We start from the raw sequence: 19,189 nt of genomic DNA on the forward strand, positions 1-19,189 counted from the left end.
CAATTTATTATCAAAATTTTGTCTATTTAATAAAAATATTTACATCTTCATATTTAATAAATATGTTTTAATATACAAATTTACTTATATAGCAAACATTCTGTAAACCACATTATCTCATTATATGTCATCCCCACTTTTGCTTATACAAAATCTTTCTTACAGTTTTGGAGGTCACCCCCTTTTTACCGACCTGAATTTCAATATTGCAAATAATGAAAAATTATGTCTGGTCGGTAGAAATGGATCAGGGAAATCCACTTTATTCAAAATTATAATGGGATTACAAAATAGAGATTCAGGAAATCTTTTTATACAGCCTGGCACTACCATTCAATGCCTATCCCAAGAACCTGATCTTTCTTATTTCACAAAAACCATTGATTATGTTTGTTCAGAATTACCCAGTCCGGATGATCATTTTCGTGGGCGAATTCTGCTTGAGGCACTGGGATTAACTGGTAATGAAAATCCTGCACATCTATCAGGGGGTGAAACAAGACGCTGTGCACTGGCCAAGGTTTTAGCTCCAAGACCAGATCTATTACTGTTAGATGAACCCACAAATCATCTGGATCTTCCAACAATAGAATGGCTGGAATCTGAATTAAAATCTTTATCTTCTGCGGTTTTAGTGATCAGCCATGACCGTCGATTTCTGGATAATATGGCAAAAGGCATTATCTGGCTGGATAGAGGACAGGCAAGGCAACTTTCCATGAAATTTTCCGAATTTGAATTATGGAGGGAGAATTTTTTCGAACAGGAAGCACTGGAGTATCATAAGTTAAATCGTCAAATTGCAAGAGAGGAGGATTGGGTGCGTTACGGCGTTACCGCCCGACGCAAACGTAATGTTAGACGAATGGCGGAACTTTCAGAACTTCGTCTAAAAAGAAAAAACCATATACAGAATCCTTCCTTGGACACCCTACAATCAAGTGATGCAGAAAATTCCGGTAAAATTGTCATAGATGCAAAAAACATAACCAAATCCTATAATTCAAGAACAATCATAAATAATTTAAATTTACGTATTGTACGTGGAGATCGGCTTGGCATTATTGGTCCAAATGGTGCCGGTAAAAGTACGTTGCTAAAATTATTGATAGAGCAGGAACTGCCTGATCAGGGAGAAATCAAACTTGGAAGCAAACTTGAGATCAATTATCTAGATCAACACAGACAGATTCTTGATCCTGAAAAAACATTGGCAGAAACGCTAACACGTGGACGTGGAGATTATGTAGATGTCGGAGGGGAAAAAAAACACGTTATCGGATATATGAAACAGTATCTTTTTCAACCAGAACAAGCAAAAACACCCGTGAAGGTTTTATCTGGTGGAGAAAAAGCTCGATTATTGCTTGCTTGTGCTTTGAGCCAACCTTCAAACCTGATGATTCTGGATGAACCTACGAATGATTTTGATTTGGAAACGCTTGATTTGTTACAGGAAGTGTTGTCCACCTATAAAGGGACCCTTATTCTGGTCAGTCATGATCGAGATTTTCTTGATCGAATTGCCACTTCAGTTCTTGTAGCTGAAGGTGATGGTATCTGGACAGAATATGCCGGTGGATATTCTGACATGATGGCACTTCGTGAATATCAACAGGAAAATCTTATCAGGAAGACACAAAATAAATCGCAAAAACCAACATATTCAAAAACACCCATTAAACCAAAACCTAAAAAACTTTCATACAAAGACCAGTATGAACTGGATCATTTACCAGAAAAGCTTCAGAAACTTCAAATCTCTATAATGCAGCTGAACCAGCTTCTCAATGATCCAGGATTATATCAGAAAGACCCTGATTTATTTGAAAAATTCACACGGCAATTACTGTATAAACAAAAAGAACAAGAAAAACTTGAGGAAAGATGGCTTGAATTGGAAATTTTGCAGGAGAATTTGAAATCAAATGATGAATTAAGCAGTTCATCTAATCAGTAAATCCTGTAATTTTAAATTATTTGTTTTACCTGATTGAATTGTCTGTCATGACAGCCATATATTTTGTAATATGTTATAGGAATGACATGAAATATCAAGCAACTTCCGGCTTTAAATATCAACAATTTGAAAATCACGTATCATCATAAGGAGGAACCCTGTTCATGGAAAATCATAACCATCCATTTTACAATCCAAGGTTAAGTTATGAGGAAAACTACCAGAAAGGCCCTTTTGGAGATTTTACACAAAAACCGGAAATTTCTATTGTAAACCAACCTTCTGTTCATTTTCTGGGAAATAAGATTAATCTACCATTCGGTATTCCCGCCGGACCTTTACTCAATGGCAAATATGTAAAGGCGGCACTGGACTGGGGATATGATTTGTGCGTCTATAAGACGGTCAGAACAAAAAAATATAAATGCCATCCCCTTCCCAATGTCTTGGCTGTCCATCCGGAACATAGACTTTCAGAAAATGTTGATACAGTATTAGCTGATCAAAATTATGATTTGCCTTTATCCATAACAAACTCTTTTGGTGTCCCCTCTTTTGATCCAGATATATGGCAACCTGACATGGAGGACGCAGTTAATTATGCAAAACCTGGACAGGTTGTAATCGGCAGTTTCCAGGGCACATTGGGTGTTACCAATCATATCGAGGAAAATTATGCAGAAGCGGCCCGTTTGGTCGATGAGACAGGTGTTCCCCTTCTAGAGGCAAATTTAAGCTGTCCCAATGAAGGGGCAAATAACCTTTTATGTTTCGATATTGATAAGGTTGAACGGATTGCCCACGCGATCAAGAATGCCGTACCAGATAAACCATTGATGCTTAAACTGGCTTATTTTAAAAATAACAAACTTCTTTATTCTTTTCTTGAAAGATTGGCTCCTATCGTTGACGGCTTCTGCGCAATCAACACCCTTTCGGCAAGACCTGTGACCTCTCAAGGTAAACAGGCTTTGGGAAGGGACCGTCCAACAGGAGGAGTTTGTGGTGATGCAATTCGTTGGGCCGGTGAAGAAATGGTTTCCCGCCTATATGAATGGAGAGCCAATCATAATGAAAAATTTGTCATTACAGGTGTTGGGGGAGTCAATAGCCCAGAACATTATCAAACATATCTTTCCCTGGGTGCTGATGCTGTCATGAGTGCAACCGGCGCAATGTGGAATCCTGCGCTAGCATTACAAATAAAAAAGGCGCTTCAATAATTTTTTACATTAAATCAAGTTATCAAAATAAAAATATTTTCAATAACTTGATTTAAAGGCTTCTCCTATTAATTTTTCATTTATTTCAAAAACAACAACATTGTATTATTATAAATGTCATTTAATCTATATTATGACGATTATACAGTTCATTTTTTATAAATGGTTATGTAATATTATCCTGTTTAAAAATCTTAAAATATAATCCTAGATAGCATGAAATCATTTGCCACTAAATCATATCATTTTCACATCAATATTAATTTTTATGGAAAATTAATTGTGAAACTTCAAAAATTAATACTGCAAAATTTTTATCATGCTGATCATTTCCATCGATATGAAAAACACATTATTTACCATTTCTTCATAACAATTAGCACAAACCATCAAAACTGCTTTGTTAGATCATGATAAATTACAGAACTATATCCCTTTAAAGATATATTAATATTAAAAGCTATTTGTTTTAGAATTCAATAATCCAGAAACCTGCATTCGCTCTCTTGATTCTTTTATACTTTTGATCACCGCCAATGCTGCATTCAAAGCCCTTCGCCCCGCAACCCCATCCACGAGAACTGGTATTCCATCAAGACAGGATTTTACAAAAGCATGATGCTCAGCCTCCATATTATCATGATCTTTCCATTTCACCACTTCTCTTCTAAATCCATTGGTACCAGGTAAAGGCATACCCTTTTCTTTTCCAATCATGACCAATTGATTTTCCACAAAATCAGCCGATAAATACCCTTCTTCGGAAAAAATTCGCATTTTACGCTCAGTTTTTAAGGAAATACGACTGGCTGCAATGGTCGCAACGCATCCATTTTCAAAAGTAACCCGAGCATTTGCTATGTCTTCGAATTCTGATGTCACGGATGCACCCAACGCATCCACTTTTCGTATATGAGATGGTACGATAGCTAGAACAAGATCGAGATCATGGATCATTAGATCAAGAATAACAGAAACATCAACCCCTCTCGGCTTGAAAGGTGCAATTCGCATGGTTTCAATATATAAAGGCTTCTTTATACGTTCATGTATAACTTTCTGTTCCGCTGAATAACGTAAAAGATGCCCAACTTGCAAGACAAGTCCACGACTATTTGCCAGATCAATGAGATGATCAGCCTGATCAAGCGTTGAGGCAATCGGTTTTTCTATTAGAACATGCCTACCTTTTTCAAGGGCCTCAAGGGCCAATTCATAATGAAATTCGGCAGGTGCGGCAATAATCAAGGCATCACAAGATTGTAACAGCTGATCAAGTGGCATATAGGGAACATTACCGGCTTCTTTTCCAACTTTTATTGCATTGCCAATTACTGGATCATAGATACCGATCAGATTTTCACGCTCTGCTTTAAAAGATTTTAAAGCATGAAAACGACCAAAATATCCCGCCCCAGCAATACCCACACGCAAAATCGACTGTTCTGCCATTTGTTTTCTCGCTTTATATTAAATTTAAACTTACAATTTTTCTTAAATTTGGATAGAAAATAAAATATTCTTAAACGTATTTAAACATTGTTTTTATTTATAATGCTATATATACCTTGCCATATAATAGTATTATAACCAAAACATATTGCATCGAATAACATGACAACGACCCTGTTGTTAAACGTTCCCTTTAACCATTTTCAGTCCATCGGGACAAAAAGGATTTAGTCGTTACTGCGATGATGTATTACAGTCGAACAAAACTTGCCCTGGTTTTCGCCACTTGTTTCATGGGGCTATTATTATGTTTACCCAATTTTGTTAAACATCCATCTTTTAAGATACCTTGGCATCAGATCCATCTTGGCCTTGATTTAAAAGGAGGATCCTATTTACTGATGCAGGTGGATGTGGAGACCATCAGCATAAACCGTTTACAGACGTTGAGTGACAATGTTCGGCAAACCCTTATTTCCAAAAATCTGGGTTATCGCAATTTACATATGGTTCCCAAAGATCATACCATTGTTTTTAATTTGCGTGATCCACGTGAAAAAGAGGGTGTTTTATCTGCATTGAGATCAATGCCAAAAGCGGTTCCCAATGAATTTGAGGTTAGTAATAACAATGATCAAATTAGAATGAAACTTTCAACTGATGCAATGCAGCACCGCGCAAGCGAGGCGGTAACTCAATCCATTGAAATTGTTCGCAAACGTATCGATGCAACAGGTGCTGTCGATCCATCCATAACCCGTCAGGGTACAGACAGAATCATTGTTCAGCTACCGGGCGTCAGTGATCCGAACCGGATTAAGCAATTACTTGGTACAACAGCTAAAATGACATTTCACTTATTGGATGAAAATGCAAACCCAAACCTACCTCCACCCGGTGTAACATTTCTCCCAACAGCTGGAAATGAAAATGAAAAATTACCAATACGTGATCATATTGAAGTTGACGGTGCCGACCTAACAGGAGCAAGTGCTGGATTTGATCAGCAAAGTGGCGAATATGCAGTAAATTTCAGTTTTGACAATGCAGGCGCACAATCTTTCGCAAATGTTACCCGTGCCAATATCAACAAACGTTTCGCTATAGTGTTGGATAATAAGGTTATAGAGGCACCTGTCATTCGGACTCCAATCACAGGCGGGAATGGTCAAATTACAGGCGGATTTGATGCGCAAAAAGCCACTGATCTTGCCTTACTTTTACGAGCAGGTGCCTTGCCTGCTCCGCTAAAAGTGATGGAAGAACGTTCAATTGGTCCATCACTGGGGGCTGATGCTATCAGGGCTGGAGGATTGAGTCTGGTAAGCGGTTTTGTCCTTGTGATTATTTTTATGCTTCTATTTTATGGTCGTTTTGGTCTCTATGCGAACATCGCTTTATTTGCAAATCTCGTATTAATGAGTGCCATTTTATCTCTTTTCGAAGCGACGCTAACCTTGCCAGGTATGGCGGGAATGCTTCTAACCCTTGGAATGGCAGTTGACGCAAATATTCTTATCAATGAACGCATTCGCGAAGAAACACGTAATGGCCGTACGCCCCTTAACGCTTTACAAACTGGATTTGATCGTGCTCTCAATACAATCATCGACAGTAACGTCACCGCTTTCATTGCACACGTCATGTTATTCATATTTGGAACGGGTGCGGTCAAGGGATTTGCATTGACTATCACCATTGGTATTGTTACGACCCTTTTCACCACCTTATGCCTCTCCTGGATGCTGACAATTCGCTGGTATGCTGTCACCCGCCCTAAAGAACTTCCGATTTGAAAGAAAGAATATGCTTGGTCGTCCTTTATTACATCTCGTCCCACATGGCACAAAAATTCATTTTATGCGTGGACGCTTTGCCGGCCTGATAACATCAGCGGTTTTATCTATTGCATCAATTATTCTTTTCTTTCATCCCGGCTTGACATTGGGACTGGATTTCCGTGGCGGTATTGTGGTTGAAGCGCAAACTCCTGAACCTGCTGATTTTAGCAAATTGCGCAAATTTTTATCTGATGCCGACATTACAGCAGCTGGATTACAACAATTTGGTGGGAAAAATAATGTCCTGATCCGGCTTGACGCACCCAAAGAAAATAATGGCGATGCAACCCAGATATTGATCAGCAAAGTCAGATCAGCCGTTACAAATTATGAAACTGGTACAAAAATTGTACGAGCCGATGCTGTTGGTGCCTCTGTTTCCTCTGAATTATTCAGAAATGGGCTTTTGGCACTTGGAATCAGTCTTTTTATGATTATGATTTATATCTGGTTTCGATTTGAATGGGAATTTGCACTTAGCGCCATTATAACCTTGCTTCTTGATTTAACAAAAACAATCGGATTTCTTGTAATCACACATTTTGAATTCGATCTGGTCATGGTGGCTGCCATCTTGACAATTCTAGGCTATTCAACAAACGATAAAGTTGTCGTATATGATCGAGTAAGGGAAAATCTAAGAAAATATCATTCCATGCCATTTCAAGAATTGCTTGACCTATCAATTAATGAAACGTTAAGCAGAACCCTTGCCACTTCGTTTACCGTGTTTTTAGCCGCCTTACCTCTTGCCCTGTTCGGTGGTGCATCTCTTTCCGGTTTTGCGTGGGTAATGTTATTTGGTATTGTTGTGGGAACGTCTTCCTCCATCTTCATTGCCGCTCCCCTGCTTCTATTTATGGAAGAGGGAAGCTTGAGAAGAAAAACCAAAAGATCATCCTAGAATTATTTCATGAGCAGTTTAAAAGAACTGCTCAATTTTTAACGAATATTATTTTTATTCAAAGACTGTATCAGTATTTCCACAGAATTTTTTGCATTTTTCAAATTATGCTTATTCGGTTTCGATAATGCCATCATAACGTAATGTTTAGCATTTTGATCCTTTAAAAAAATATCCTGGAAATCAGTCAATAAAACAGAAGATAAGCTACCTAGATAACCAATACACATACCATGAGTAAATATGTAATTATAGGCAATGGAATGTGAGGTTACGCGTTCAGATGACTTTAATGAATTTTCTTGTGATTGACAAGCGCTCAAGGGAAACAAAAAAAAGGTTAATCCTAATAAAACATATCGCTTAAACATTTAAAACTTCTTTGTTCCCATAGACTTATAATCAATTTATCAAAAATTGATCTAGGATTGTTTTCTGTTTGCAAGAATATCTCTTATTTCCTGCAGTAAAACTTCCTGTTTTGTTGGTTGTGCGGCTTTAACTTCTTGCTGCGTCTTGATGCGATTATAGATATCATTCAACCCTCTGACAATCAGGAAAACAACAAATCCGATAATTAGAAACTGAATAATCGTGTTGAGAAAAACTCCAAAGTTTAAAGTTACCGCACCTATTCTTTGTGCCTCGGCCAGTGTTTTAACATGAGGTCCCTTTAAGGTGATAAATAAATTACTGAAATCGACACCACCTAGAAACAAACCAATGATGGGATTGAAAATATCATTCACCAAACTTTTAACCACACTTGTAAAAGCGGCACCAACGATAATACCCACAGCCAGATCAACAACATTACCCCGCATGATAAAGGATTCAAATTCATGAATCCATTTAATGCTCCTACTTTTTTTAGCCATATTTTCATAACTCATTTTCATTTCCATTCAATTGCTCTAAAAAATAGTTACGTATCAATTATATTTGAAAAAAGAATTTTAAATAAGAAAAAAATGTCAAACAGTAAAAAATAACAAAGAAGAGATTGATTTCGAGCAGTAAAATGACTATAAATACATTTTCTTTCTCCGTCTGTTAACGGAGTTTTTTTTACAATCTGTTAAGAGAAAATCATGAAAAACGATATCCATCCAGATTATCACGAAATTACAGTCGTCATGACAGACGGTACTGAATTCAAAACCCGTTCCTGTTATGGCTCTAATGGCGATACATTGCGTCTTGACGTAGATCCTAAATCTCATCCTGCATGGACCGGAGTTCAGCGTATCAATGATACACGGGGTCAAGTTGCGAAATTTAACAAGCGTTTTGCTGGTATCGGACAAAAAAAGGTTTAAATAATTAGATTATTTTATTAACCTTATTGATGTAAGGGTGACTTCATCACCCTTATCTCAATCAAATAAAATTACTAAATTACAGCTTTTAAAATAGTCTATATTGTTTTAACTTAAAATTTACAGTTTTAAGTTTTTAATAATATTCTACTCTATTTTTATCATACAGGATTGTCATGACCTTACCTCTTATGCCTAAGGCTACCGCAGTATGGCTTATTGAAAAAACTGCTTTAACCTTTAATCAAATTGCAGAATTTTGTGGCATGCATCCTTTGGAAGTCCAGGCAATTGCCGATGGCGAGGTAGCTCAAAGTATCATTGGCTATGATCCTGTTGCCAATGGCCAGTTAACCCAAGAAGAGATTAATCGCTGTGAGGCTGATCCAGATCTAAAACTAAAACTATCAGCAAATCGCATGCAAATCGTCAAGCGATCAAAAGGCGCAAGATATACTCCCATTTCAAAGAGAAATGATCGTCCTGATGCAATTGCCTTCCTGTTAAGAAACTATCCCCAATTGCTAGATCAGCAAATTGCCAAGCTTTTGGGAACGACTAAAGATACAATTGCCAAGGTAAGAGATAAACAGCATTGGAATTCCGCCAATATTAAACCACGTGATCCAATCATACTGGGATTATGCAGTCAAATGGATTTAAACAGTGCTGTTGCCGAAGCGAACAGACGTGTTGAGAAGGATGAGACGGATACCTCTTCCCTTAATCCCTCAGAAACAACAGAACATCAGGAATCTTCAGAAACAAAGAAAGAAGAGCTAGATATCAATCATATATTTTCCAATTATTCTGAAAAAAACAATCAATCCGACGATCTAAATTAATTATGCCATTATCCCATTCCTCTTCATCAAATATTTCCCTCGCTGTTGGTGTTATTATGGGCAGCCAGTCGGACTGGGATATTATGAGTCACAGTGCTGATATATTAAAAAAACTTGATATATCACATGAAGTAAAAATTGTATCGGCTCATCGTACACCCGATCGATTAAGGGAATATGCAATATCCGCTGTTGAACGGGGAATCAGGGTTATTATTGCAGGCGCAGGTGGCGCTGCACATCTTCCCGGTATGGTTGCCGCCTGGACACATTTACCTGTTCTTGGTGTACCAATGCAAACCCATGCCCTAAACGGTAAGGACAGTTTGTTATCAATTGTGCAAATGCCTGCAGGTATTCCGGTTGGCACCCTGGCCATCGGAAAAGCTGGGGCCATTAATGCGGCACTTTTGGCAGTATCTATCCTATCTATCGCTGATCAGTCAATCGCCCAACGCTTAGTTTCCTGGCGCAAAGCACAAACAGATTCTGTCTCTATTTCTCCACTTTAATTATACATTATTAATAAGAGGGACTTATGCTTTTACCTAATTCAACCATAGGAATCGTTGGAGGCGGACAATTAGGCAGAATGTCTGCTGTAGCGGCGGCACGTCTTGGATTTAGAACACATATTTTATCTGACATTATGGATGCTCCTGCCGCTCAAGTGGCTTCTGGCATTACGGTTGGATCTTATCATGATCAATCAATTTTAAAACAATTTGCTGAACAGGTTGATGTAATAACATTTGAATTTGAAAATATAAATATAGAAGGAATAGAATATCTTGCCACCGTACGACCTGTTCATCCTTCCAGCAATGTCTTAAAAATCAGCCAAGACAGGTTTCTTGAAAAAGACTTTTTAAATCAACATGATATTCCAACCACTCAATGGATTTCTGTTTTTCAGTTAGAAGATGGCATAAATGCGGCAGAAAAACTGGGATTTCCTTTTATCCTTAAAACCACTAGATTGGGGTATGATGGTAAAGGTCAGGCCGTTATCCGTACCGACGAAGAATTCAAAAAAGCCTTTAAAAATTTGAATCCTCACCCTCTAATTGCTGAAAAAAAAGTAAACTTTTATAAAGAAATTAGCGTGATGGTTGTTCAGAATGAACATGATGAATTACAAACATTCGATGTTACTGAAAACCGACATAAAAATGGAATTCTTGACCTCAGTATCGCACCAGCCCGAATTACCTCAGCATTGCAAAATAAAGCCAAAAAGATCGCAGTTAAGATAGCCCAGGCTCTCAAACTTGTTGGTATCTTGGGAGTTGAAATGTTCATTGATGATCAGGATAATATTCTTGTCAATGAAATAGCACCCCGTCCTCACAATTCAGGACATTGGACAATGAATGCCTGTCCCTTTGACCAATTTGAAATGCATATTCGTGCTGTCGCAAATCTTCCCTTACCGCCTATAGCTCGACATTCGGATGCCATCATGAAAAATCTTATAGGCCCCCAAACACTGGAATATTGGCCAAAGATTTTAAAAAATGATCGAATGATAGGACATTTATACGGAAAAAAGGAAGCAAAACCGGGTCGAAAAATGGGACATGTCAATATAAATTTTCCATATAATGGTTTACCCGGAGAATTCGGAATTAAAGCGGCATTATCATTTCTTTGTTCTGGGGATTAAGCAATCCACTTTCCAAAAAAGAAAAATAGATACCATTCCCGATTATTATATGATCGGCGATATCAATATTAACTGCTTCCAAGGCTTCAACTAATATATATGTTAATTTTTTATCAGCTTCCGAAGGTAACGCTATTCCACTGGGATGATTATGTACCAGAATCAAGGATTCAACCTCGAATTTAAGAGCATATTTCGCTATTTCACGGATATGGATGGATGTGGTACTCACGGTCCCTGAAGCTTGATGACTGATTGAAATGATATGGGCATTCCTATCGAGAAGAATAATATAGAAATGTTCAATCGTTTCTCTTGATAAGAAAGCAATTAGATAATCGGTTAAATATTTTTTAAACCGTAGAATGTTTTTATTATAAATTTCTGATTTCAAAATACGTATGCTTGTTGCATATATAAGGGAAATAAACGCTATATCCTTTTCAGATAAATTGAATTCCTCAATTAACTGATTTTTGTCATAGGTAAAAAGATGCGGAAAAGATCCAAGTTTTGTTAGAATATTTTCTTGCCAATTTTCATTATGTTGTTCAAATTTTATCCATTGGGATAACAAAGTTAAATATTGTGAATCAGATTTTATATTATCTTGTTTTTCTTTCATAAAACTGTGCATTTTCATATTGAAAACATCCTCAATTCTCAAAATGTTGATTCCTTATGTTCGAATAGGATAAGTTCTTTATTAATACAGTTTAAATATTAATTACGTAAGATTATTAAGATTATATATACCAATAAATTAGGAGATTGAATTCTTGAATCAAAAAACTGCCAACAAACAGTGGGGAGGACGTTTCACCTCTGGACCTTCAGCCATTATGGAGCAAATAAATGCCTCTATCGGCTTTGATAAAAACTTATGGAAACAGGATATACAAGGGTCAATAGCTCATGCAGAAATGCTGGCCAAACAGAAAATAATTTCCGAAGCGGATAAAAACAGTATTCATCAAGGTCTTAGGGAAATTGAGCGAGAAATTCAATCTGGTCAATTCGAATTTAGCAGAGCTCTTGAGGATATTCATATGAATATCGAAGCCCGTTTGGCAGAACGTATCGGTGAGGCAGGAAAAAGGCTTCATACAGCACGCTCAAGAAATGACCAAGTTGCGACAGATTTTCGTTTATGGATCAGACAAAATATCGATGAATTAATTCCAATGATAAATCATCTGATGCTGACCCTTGCTTCCCGAGCTCTGGAATATGCGGAAACAGCTATGCCCGGTTTCACTCATTTGCAATCTGCCCAACCGGTGACGTTCGGTCATCATTTACTGGCTTATACAGAAATGTTGAATCGGGATCGGGGACGATTGATAGATGCACGCAGACGACTAAATGAAAATCCCTTGGGTGCGGCGGCTTTAGCTGGCACCTCATTCCCAATTGACCGCCAATTGACTTCTAAATTATTGGGATTTGACCGTCCCATGGCAAATTCACTTGACGCAGTCTCTGATCGTGACTTTGCCCTGGAATATCTTTCCGCTCTTTCCATCATGTCGATTCATCTTTCACGCATGGCGGAAGAAATTGTAATTTGGTGTTCATCTCCTTTTTCTTTTATCCAGCTTTCAGATGCCTATACTACAGGTTCATCCATCATGCCACAAAAACGAAATCCAGATGCCGCCGAACTGGTTCGGGCCAAAGTTGGACGAATTTCAGGTGCACTTACAGGACTTTTGACCGTCATGAAGGGTCTTCCTCTCGCATATGCTAAAGATATGCAAGAAGACAAGGAACAGGTTTTTGCTGCAACCGAAACTATTATTCTGTGTTTAGCCGCTTGTTCAGGAATGATTGCAGATTTAAAGGCCAATCAAGACAATATGGCCTATTGGGCAGGGTCCGGTTTCTCTACAGCCACAGATCTCGCAGACTGGCTGGTTAAAGAATTAGAATTACCCTTCAGAACAGCCCATCATGTAACAGGAAAAATTGTCAGCTATGCCGAAACACATAATCTTGCTCTTGAGAATGTGCCTTTACAAAAAATGCAGGAAATCGAACCTTTGATTAACAATGATATATATTCAGTTTTAGGAGTTCAGTCCTCACTTGCCTCTCGAACCAGTGAAGGTGGCACCGCTCCCAAAAATGTAAGAAAATCTGCAAAAATATGGATCGATAAATTAAAGGATATATCATGAAACGTTTTTTTTCTCTTTTTTTCGCTCTTGGTAGTATTGCAATCCTCACAATCACCCTGTCTGGATGTGGCAAAAAAGCATCTCCTAAACCGGTTGGTCCCCCCGAAAAAGTAATTTATCCCCGAGCCTATCCACCTCAAGACTAATCCATTAATCCCTGGGTGGAGTGGTGAGTAACACGGCCATGCCACCGGGACGATCTGAATAAGCGGCAATCTGAATTGCTGTTATAACCCATTCCTTATTTTTATTTACTGTAAACAAAGGGGCACCACTACTTCCATATGTGGCTTGACAGTCATGCGCAAGAATAGTTTTACCCCCATTATTTTTTAATATATCGGTTACATGACATTCTTGATCAGCATATAAAACTTCCTGACGGTCCTGATCATAACCAGCCAGATATATAATCATACCGATATAAGGTTGATCTTTATTAAAACCGAAAAAATCCTCTTGATTTGTTTTTTTATCATTAAGCACAAGATAGGCCCAGTCATGGTGAATATTGTCCAATGTGGCTTTTTCCGAACCCTCTCCCTTATAATTTTCTGATTTAATAATATTAAGGACATTATAAGCTGATCGATAAGTTTGTCGCTGGTATCCCAGAAGAAAATGAACAGAATGTGGGTTGACAAAATGATTGGTTTTTCTAATCCATAAACAATGAGCTGCAGTTATCACCAATCTTGAACTGACAAGAAATCCCGTACAATGCGTACCAAGCTCTGTTTGTACACGTCCCAAAACCTGCCAAGGTTTCTCTGCAGGATTTACCAATTGTCGATGATTGTTTTTTTGGCTAATGCCTGGCAAATCTTTTGCGGGAACGGAATAGGATAAGGTTGAAATCGATATAAATATCGTACATGTAAATATCCTGATAAAAATATTCAATTTTCCATCCCTTATCGCTATTTCTTTTTTCCTTAATAAAGAATAATTATATTATTCTATCCTACTGTTTTTTATAGATTGTTATAAAATCAGTATAATATTATTTTTTTTCCGACCAAAGGCTTTTTGATTAATGTCATCTTCTAAAACCGAACCTGAAACAAATTATCAAACCCTTTTACAAACGCATCCAGACTTTATTATTGATGAAAAGAAGGGGCTCTGTTTTGGTAAAGTTCCACTTCAATCTCTTACTGATCATTATGGTAGTCCTGTATGGGTAATCAATGCAGATATATTAACATCACGTTTTCAAAAACTTTCTAGAGCATTTCTGCAAAACAAAATGGACTTTTCTATTCATTATGCCGTGAAAGCAAATGATCATCTGGCCATACTTGATCTTTTGGCAAAAGAAGGAGCGGGAGTTGACATTGTCAGTCTGGGTGAATTAAGGAGAGCACTAAAAGTCAATATCAACCCACGAAAAATTTGTTTTTCAGGAGTGGGAAAAACAGAGGAAGAATTAAAAGCCGCCATTCAATTAGAAATAGGCCAAATCAATGTTGAGAGCCGTGAAGAGCTTCATCTTATTTCTAAAATAGCAATGGATACAGGAAAAAAAGCCGCAATTTGTTTAAGAGTCAATCCTGATGTCGATGCCAGAACGCATCATAAAATTACTACAGGTTTGGCGGAAAACAAATTTGGTATCGCTTATGAGCAAGCTCTTCAGGTTTACAAAGAAGCAAGCCAACTGGATAATATTCTCCCATTGGGATTTGATGTCCATATTGGTAGTCAGATTTCATCTGTAGAGCCCTATAAAAAAGCTTTTTTAAAAATGGGAAAACTTGTTAAACAAGCACGTAAAGAAGGATTAGAGGTCTCTGTTCTAGACTGTGGAGGTGGTTTTGGCATTTCTTACTATGACGAAAAAGAGTCCGACCCATATGCTCTAGCTAATTTAATGCAAGAAATTTTCTCTTCCCTTAATATCCGTATTTGTATTGAACCTGGCCGCTGGCTGGTTGGTCCGGCAGGCATCCTGATCAGCAAAGTTATCAGAAGAAAAAACAATGGGCCAGAGGCAGCCCCTTTCATTATTCTTGATGCTGCCATGAACGACCTTTTGCGTCCAGCGATGTACGATGCGTGGCACGGTATCTTACCTATACAGGCTGAAATATATAAGCGTCCCTTGGAAAAACAGAATATTGACGGTCCAATATGCGAATCAAGTGATATTTTTGCTCGCCAACGGTTACTTCCCCAATTAAGGGAAAATGATGAAATTGCCATTCTGGATGCCGGTGCCTATGGACACGTCATGAGTTCCTCTTATAATGCCCGTCCCCAAGCTTTACAATTGATGATCAAGGATAAAAGATTATTTGTTATCAAACCACGTCAAACATTTGAATCCTTATGGAATAATGAAACTATACCCAACGGATAATTGATTTATATTATACCGAACATGTAAGCACAGTCATTATGGCATTCAGATTGGTTTTCTTTTATTTATAAAGGTAAATAAATAATTATATACTTATTTAGTGGAATAAAGTTTAGTATGTTTTGATTAAGATATGATAATCATCATATTATTCCATAAATTTTATTCATTCACCAGAATTAACAAATTTATTAAATATGTTTTTATTTCATTAGGTTTTAATCAAAAAAAGCACTTTATTTTTTAGTGCTTTTTTAAAAATTATTTCAATCTATAGCTCACACCATAATCGCATCAAATTATGATAAACATTTGTCAACTCTAAAATCTGAGGATCATTATCATCCATTCTGGTTCTTAACTTAATAATCGACATATCCAGATCAAATAAAACCCGCCTCTTGTCAGAATCTCGAATCATTGACTGGGTCCAGAAAAAAGATGCCCAACGACTGCCACGCGTTATTTTGCTGACAGAATGCAAGCTGTAGGTTGGGTAAACAATCATGTCGCCAGCAGGGAGCTTGATTGATTGTGCACCACTTGGATCATGCATGATCAGCTCTCCACCATCATAATCCTCAGGATTATTTAAAAACAAAGTCGAGGATACATCCGTTCTTATACGCATATTGGCTTCATGAATTGGACGTAACGCATTATCCACATGATCGGGGAACTCCATGCCTTCATCATAACGGTTGAATAAAGGCGGGCAAACCCGATAAGGAACAACTGCTGAATTGAAAATCGGATTACGTCCCAGAGCTTTCAATATAATTTCTCCCAATTCTTTACTTTCGGGTGATTTCTGGTCAATTTGTATATTACGCTTGACCTGGGCAGATTGTTCACCTGCCGTAACCTTACCATCTACAAAAGGTGCCCGTTTATAAACAGACTGAACGTAAGCCAATTCTTCTTTATTTAAAACTTGAGGAATATGAATGATCATCAAACTAACCTGATTATATTTTGAAGTTATTCTAACATGTTCAAACTGAACATGAATGCTCTACCATTAGATGGTGTCACACGATTACTGAATAAAGAGTCATAATTCAAACGGTTGGTCAGATTGTAAATATTGAACGACACTTTCCAATGATCGTCGAATTTATGAGAAAGCATGGCATCAATCGTTACATTTGATGGTACTTTTGCATTGTTTCTGTTATTCAAATAAACTGGTCCACGCCATGTTACACCTCCACCAATCAACAAATTGTATGGTGTATTGGGCATTATATTATACGTTGTCCATAAATTTCCCTGATGAGAGGGAACATAGAACATGCGATTTCCCTTGATATTTGGCGTTAAAGAACCTGTAACTTTACTATGATATGCAGCAAAGGCACCATAGACGCTCCAATTATTCGTGATATTACCGGATATACCCAATTCAATCCCCTGATTGTAACCTTTGTCACCCGTACTTGTCACCGCTCCTGACAATGGATCACTAACCATCTGGTTGCTTTTTTCAAGATGGAACAAAGATGCTGTCAGTCCCAGTCGCTGATTCAAAAGGCTCCATTTTCCACCCAGTTCATATAAATGGCTTTTTTCCGGTTTCATTCCGTTTTGACCATCCTTCATCGGTGCATACGAATTCGTCAAATACATACCCAATGGCGTTGTAGAGGATGACCATGTGAAATAGTAAGCCTGATTTTCATCTGGATTGAATAGCAAACTTACTGTCGGGTTGAACACATTATCGTTCGTTGACATACGGTGCGTTGTAAAGGATTTGCCCCCTTGGGTATTATAAAACGCTTCCCAGTTGTCATAACGGAAACCACCCTTAATTGACCAAGCTTTGGTGAACCATATCTGGTCATACAAGAAAACACCAACATCACGGGAATGTCCATATCTACGGGATGGATCCCCTACTTTACTGTTGGGATCACCAGGCATGATATGTATTGGATAATCAATCGCATCCGTTGGATGAACAAGATTGTTGTTTGGCAGGGATGCGGAAAATTGTCCGTAATGACGGCTTTCATGAGCATAGGCAATATCAACACCAGCCGTTAATTGATGTTTGATAAAACTTGTATTGAAATTGGCAATAGTTGATAAAACATTTTGGAACGACCAGGTGCTCTGTTCATATGGACTTGGACCTGCCGTTTGAATAATAGCGTCCTGAGGACGACCATCAAAATATGGGTCACTACAATCTGTTGGCGTACATTTAGGTCGTGTAACAGAAAACTGACGTTGATAATTACCATATCGAGTATCGTTATGGATAACAATATCAGGAGTGATGTTATAGGTTAAACGTCCCGTAACCTGGTTATCCTGGGTTTGGTCCTTATCCATTTTGTTACCATACCAATTTCCCCTTCTTATTCCATATTCGGTCGCAGGTCTACCAATTGTATGACCAGGTTTTGTAATTACAGGAACACCGTAATCGGGAATGCGATCATCCTGTTGATGTACAAATTGCAAAACATAACTTAAATCTGTTCCCAGACCAAAAGCTATGGATGGCGCCAGACCCCAACGATGGGAATATAAATTATCTCTTCCCACAACATTATTGCTGTTGGCCATACCCTCCATGCGAACAGCAATATTATCATTAATCTGCTTGTTCAAATCAAAAGTGCCACGGTAATAATCCCCGTTTCCACCAGTAAATTCCGCTTTATATTGATCTTTCAATATTGGTTTTTTTGTTACAACATTAATGGCACCACCCGTAGTTCCATTCCCAAATACAGATGAAGATGGACCCTTAATAACCACCACATTTTCATAATTGAAACTGTCACGGCTATAGACACCGAAATCTCTCAGGCCATCTTCATAAATATCATTCTGGGCCTGAAAACCGCGGATGAGAAACTGATTTCCGGACATGCCGCCACGTCCCTCCCCAACGGAAGAGGTTACCCCCGGTACATTTTTTAATGCTTCATCAAGAGATTTGACATTTTGCTCTTCCATAATTTTGGCCGGAACAAGATTGATATTCTGAGGGGTATGCATGATATCCTGTGGCATCAAACTGACACCTGTATTCTGCGTCAGAATATTATCATTCTTTTTTCCACGAACAAGAATATGCTCATTCGTTGTTGACTGGTTATCTGTTGTTTGATCTTTTGTTATTTGTTGATTTACTTTATTTGCTGATGATGCAACAGCATTGTTCGATTTTTCTGCATTTGCAGATTTGGTGATAGCAGTATTCCCTAATAATCCGACCATTACTGCCAATGATACTGGTTGAAGCGTCCTTTTTATTCCTGACAATTTAAAAATCCATCCAATAAAATACTGATAATGATAATTAATAACATGAGATATTGAGAATCATTATCAGTATACAGATACAATTGCAACTGGCGGAAATCAAATAAATCATGATGGTTTGCAAATGAATAAATGGACAACAAATATTGTAAAAT

The 19,189-nt window shown here is 37.8% G+C and carries 18 protein-coding genes; 11 read left to right on the forward strand and 7 right to left on the reverse strand.

The window, feature by feature from the left end; all coding sequences use genetic code 11:
* The first annotated feature begins 124 nt into the window (after positions 1-124).
* Entirely contained in the window at positions 125-1,960 is a 1,836-nt protein-coding gene (locus D9V35_RS05345) for an ABC-F family ATP-binding cassette domain-containing protein (protein WP_122123679.1), read from the forward strand.
* Positions 1,961-2,124: 164 nt separating this feature from the next.
* Entirely contained in the window at positions 2,125-3,183 is a 1,059-nt protein-coding gene (locus D9V35_RS05350) for a beta/alpha barrel domain-containing protein (protein ID WP_122123680.1), read from the forward strand.
* A 453-nt stretch (positions 3,184-3,636) separates the two neighbouring features.
* Here the strand turns inward: D9V35_RS05350 and D9V35_RS05355 are convergent, their stop codons facing one another.
* Positions 3,637-4,635 carry a Gfo/Idh/MocA family protein gene (locus D9V35_RS05355; RefSeq protein ID WP_122123681.1) on the reverse strand — a complete coding sequence of 333 codons (999 nt, stop codon included), beginning with the start codon at positions 4,633-4,635 and terminating at the stop codon, positions 3,637-3,639.
* Between the two features lie 242 nt (positions 4,636-4,877).
* On the opposite strand from D9V35_RS05355, the gene secD reads away from it, so the two are divergent.
* Positions 4,878-6,431: a protein translocase subunit SecD gene (gene secD, locus D9V35_RS05360; protein ID WP_122123682.1), complete on the forward strand. Its 1,554-nt coding sequence runs from the start codon at positions 4,878-4,880 to the stop codon at positions 6,429-6,431.
* A 10-nt stretch (positions 6,432-6,441) separates the two neighbouring features.
* Complete coding sequence (gene secF / locus D9V35_RS05365) at positions 6,442-7,380, forward strand: protein translocase subunit SecF (protein WP_122123683.1); 939 nt, start codon at positions 6,442-6,444, stop codon at positions 7,378-7,380.
* Positions 7,381-7,418: 38 nt separating this feature from the next.
* Here secF and D9V35_RS05370 read toward each other — a convergent pair whose 3' ends face one another.
* Positions 7,419-7,751, reverse strand: a complete 333-nt coding sequence (locus D9V35_RS05370) for a hypothetical protein (RefSeq protein ID WP_122123684.1) — start codon at positions 7,749-7,751, stop codon at positions 7,419-7,421.
* 51 nt (positions 7,752-7,802) lie between these two features.
* Positions 7,803-8,273 (reverse strand): large-conductance mechanosensitive channel protein MscL, encoded by a 471-nt coding sequence (gene mscL, locus D9V35_RS05375; RefSeq protein ID WP_240993345.1) that lies wholly within the window; start codon positions 8,271-8,273, stop codon positions 7,803-7,805.
* Between the two features lie 198 nt (positions 8,274-8,471).
* Between mscL and rpmE the strand changes: the two genes are divergently transcribed.
* The 4 genes from rpmE to D9V35_RS05395 all read left to right on the forward strand — a co-directional run bounded on the left by rpmE (position 8,472) and on the right by D9V35_RS05395 (position 11,210).
* Entirely contained in the window at positions 8,472-8,699 is a 228-nt protein-coding gene (rpmE, locus tag D9V35_RS05380) for a 50S ribosomal protein L31 (RefSeq protein WP_110438117.1), read from the forward strand.
* Between the two features lie 176 nt (positions 8,700-8,875).
* Complete coding sequence (locus D9V35_RS05385; protein WP_122123685.1) at positions 8,876-9,544, forward strand: DUF1013 domain-containing protein; 669 nt, start codon at positions 8,876-8,878, stop codon at positions 9,542-9,544.
* 2 nt (positions 9,545-9,546) lie between these two features.
* Positions 9,547-10,056 (forward strand): 5-(carboxyamino)imidazole ribonucleotide mutase, encoded by a 510-nt coding sequence (gene purE, locus D9V35_RS05390; RefSeq protein WP_122123686.1) that lies wholly within the window; start codon positions 9,547-9,549, stop codon positions 10,054-10,056.
* Positions 10,057-10,082: 26 nt separating this feature from the next.
* Positions 10,083-11,210, forward strand: a complete 1,128-nt coding sequence (locus tag D9V35_RS05395; RefSeq protein ID WP_122123687.1) for a 5-(carboxyamino)imidazole ribonucleotide synthase — start codon at positions 10,083-10,085, stop codon at positions 11,208-11,210.
* On the opposite strand, the gene D9V35_RS05400 is transcribed toward D9V35_RS05395, so the two are convergent.
* On the reverse strand, positions 11,173-11,835 hold the full coding sequence (locus D9V35_RS05400; protein ID WP_162988589.1) for a JAB domain-containing protein: 663 nt from the start codon (positions 11,833-11,835) through the stop codon (positions 11,173-11,175). The two genes, D9V35_RS05395 and D9V35_RS05400, sit on opposite strands and share 38 nt — an antisense overlap.
* Before the next feature lie 154 nt (positions 11,836-11,989).
* Here D9V35_RS05400 and argH point away from each other — a divergent pair, with 154 nt between their 5' ends.
* Both argH and D9V35_RS09350 read left to right on the forward strand, forming a co-directional pair.
* A complete protein-coding gene (gene argH, locus D9V35_RS05405; RefSeq protein WP_232347466.1) occupies positions 11,990-13,390 on the forward strand; it encodes an argininosuccinate lyase in 1,401 nt (466 codons plus the stop codon).
* Positions 13,387-13,536: a hypothetical protein gene (locus tag D9V35_RS09350; protein ID WP_162988590.1), complete on the forward strand. Its 150-nt coding sequence runs from the start codon at positions 13,387-13,389 to the stop codon at positions 13,534-13,536. The genes argH and D9V35_RS09350 overlap by 4 nt, the downstream gene beginning before the upstream one ends.
* Before the next feature lie 4 nt (positions 13,537-13,540).
* On the opposite strand, the gene D9V35_RS05410 is transcribed toward D9V35_RS09350, so the two are convergent.
* A complete protein-coding gene (locus D9V35_RS05410) occupies positions 13,541-14,293 on the reverse strand; it encodes a trypsin-like serine peptidase (protein ID WP_162988591.1) in 753 nt (250 codons plus the stop codon).
* A gap of 133 nt (positions 14,294-14,426) precedes the next feature.
* Here D9V35_RS05410 and lysA point away from each other — a divergent pair, with 133 nt between their 5' ends.
* Complete coding sequence (gene lysA, locus D9V35_RS05415) at positions 14,427-15,752, forward strand: diaminopimelate decarboxylase (RefSeq protein WP_122123690.1); 1,326 nt, start codon at positions 14,427-14,429, stop codon at positions 15,750-15,752.
* Positions 15,753-16,023: 271 nt separating this feature from the next.
* On the opposite strand, the gene D9V35_RS05420 is transcribed toward lysA, so the two are convergent.
* Positions 16,024-16,707, reverse strand: coding sequence for a Fe2+-dependent dioxygenase (locus tag D9V35_RS05420; RefSeq protein WP_122123691.1), 684 nt, complete (start codon positions 16,705-16,707; stop codon positions 16,024-16,026).
* A gap of 26 nt (positions 16,708-16,733) precedes the next feature.
* A complete protein-coding gene (locus D9V35_RS05425) occupies positions 16,734-19,034 on the reverse strand; it encodes a TonB-dependent receptor (RefSeq protein ID WP_240993346.1) in 2,301 nt (766 codons plus the stop codon).
* Positions 19,035-19,189 lie beyond the last annotated feature (155 nt).

It is taken from the genome of Commensalibacter melissae (genome assembly GCF_003691365.1).
Lineage (GTDB): Bacteria > Pseudomonadota > Alphaproteobacteria > Acetobacterales > Acetobacteraceae > Commensalibacter > Commensalibacter melissae.

Coding starts and splice junctions, on each gene's coding strand:
- D9V35_RS05345 (WP_122123679.1), top strand. CDS start 125: ATGTCATCCCCACTTTTGCTTATACAAAATCTTTCTTACAGTTTTGGA.
- D9V35_RS05350 (WP_122123680.1), top strand. CDS start 2,125: ATGGAAAATCATAACCATCCATTTTACAATCCAAGGTTAAGTTATGAG.
- D9V35_RS05355 (WP_122123681.1), bottom strand. CDS start 4,635: ATGGCAGAACAGTCGATTTTGCGTGTGGGTATTGCTGGGGCGGGATAT.
- secD (WP_122123682.1), top strand. CDS start 4,878: ATGATGTATTACAGTCGAACAAAACTTGCCCTGGTTTTCGCCACTTGT.
- secF (WP_122123683.1), top strand. CDS start 6,442: ATGCTTGGTCGTCCTTTATTACATCTCGTCCCACATGGCACAAAAATT.
- D9V35_RS05370 (WP_122123684.1), bottom strand. CDS start 7,751: ATGTTTAAGCGATATGTTTTATTAGGATTAACCTTTTTTTTGTTTCCC.
- mscL (WP_240993345.1), bottom strand. CDS start 8,273: ATGAGTTATGAAAATATGGCTAAAAAAAGTAGGAGCATTAAATGGATT.
- rpmE (WP_110438117.1), top strand. CDS start 8,472: ATGAAAAACGATATCCATCCAGATTATCACGAAATTACAGTCGTCATG.
- D9V35_RS05385 (WP_122123685.1), top strand. CDS start 8,876: ATGACCTTACCTCTTATGCCTAAGGCTACCGCAGTATGGCTTATTGAA.
- purE (WP_122123686.1), top strand. CDS start 9,547: ATGCCATTATCCCATTCCTCTTCATCAAATATTTCCCTCGCTGTTGGT.
- D9V35_RS05395 (WP_122123687.1), top strand. CDS start 10,083: ATGCTTTTACCTAATTCAACCATAGGAATCGTTGGAGGCGGACAATTA.
- D9V35_RS05400 (WP_162988589.1), bottom strand. CDS start 11,835: ATGAAAGAAAAACAAGATAATATAAAATCTGATTCACAATATTTAACT.
- D9V35_RS09350 (WP_162988590.1), top strand. CDS start 13,387: ATGAAACGTTTTTTTTCTCTTTTTTTCGCTCTTGGTAGTATTGCAATC.
- lysA (WP_122123690.1), top strand. CDS start 14,427: ATGTCATCTTCTAAAACCGAACCTGAAACAAATTATCAAACCCTTTTA.
- D9V35_RS05420 (WP_122123691.1), bottom strand. CDS start 16,707: ATGATCATTCATATTCCTCAAGTTTTAAATAAAGAAGAATTGGCTTAC.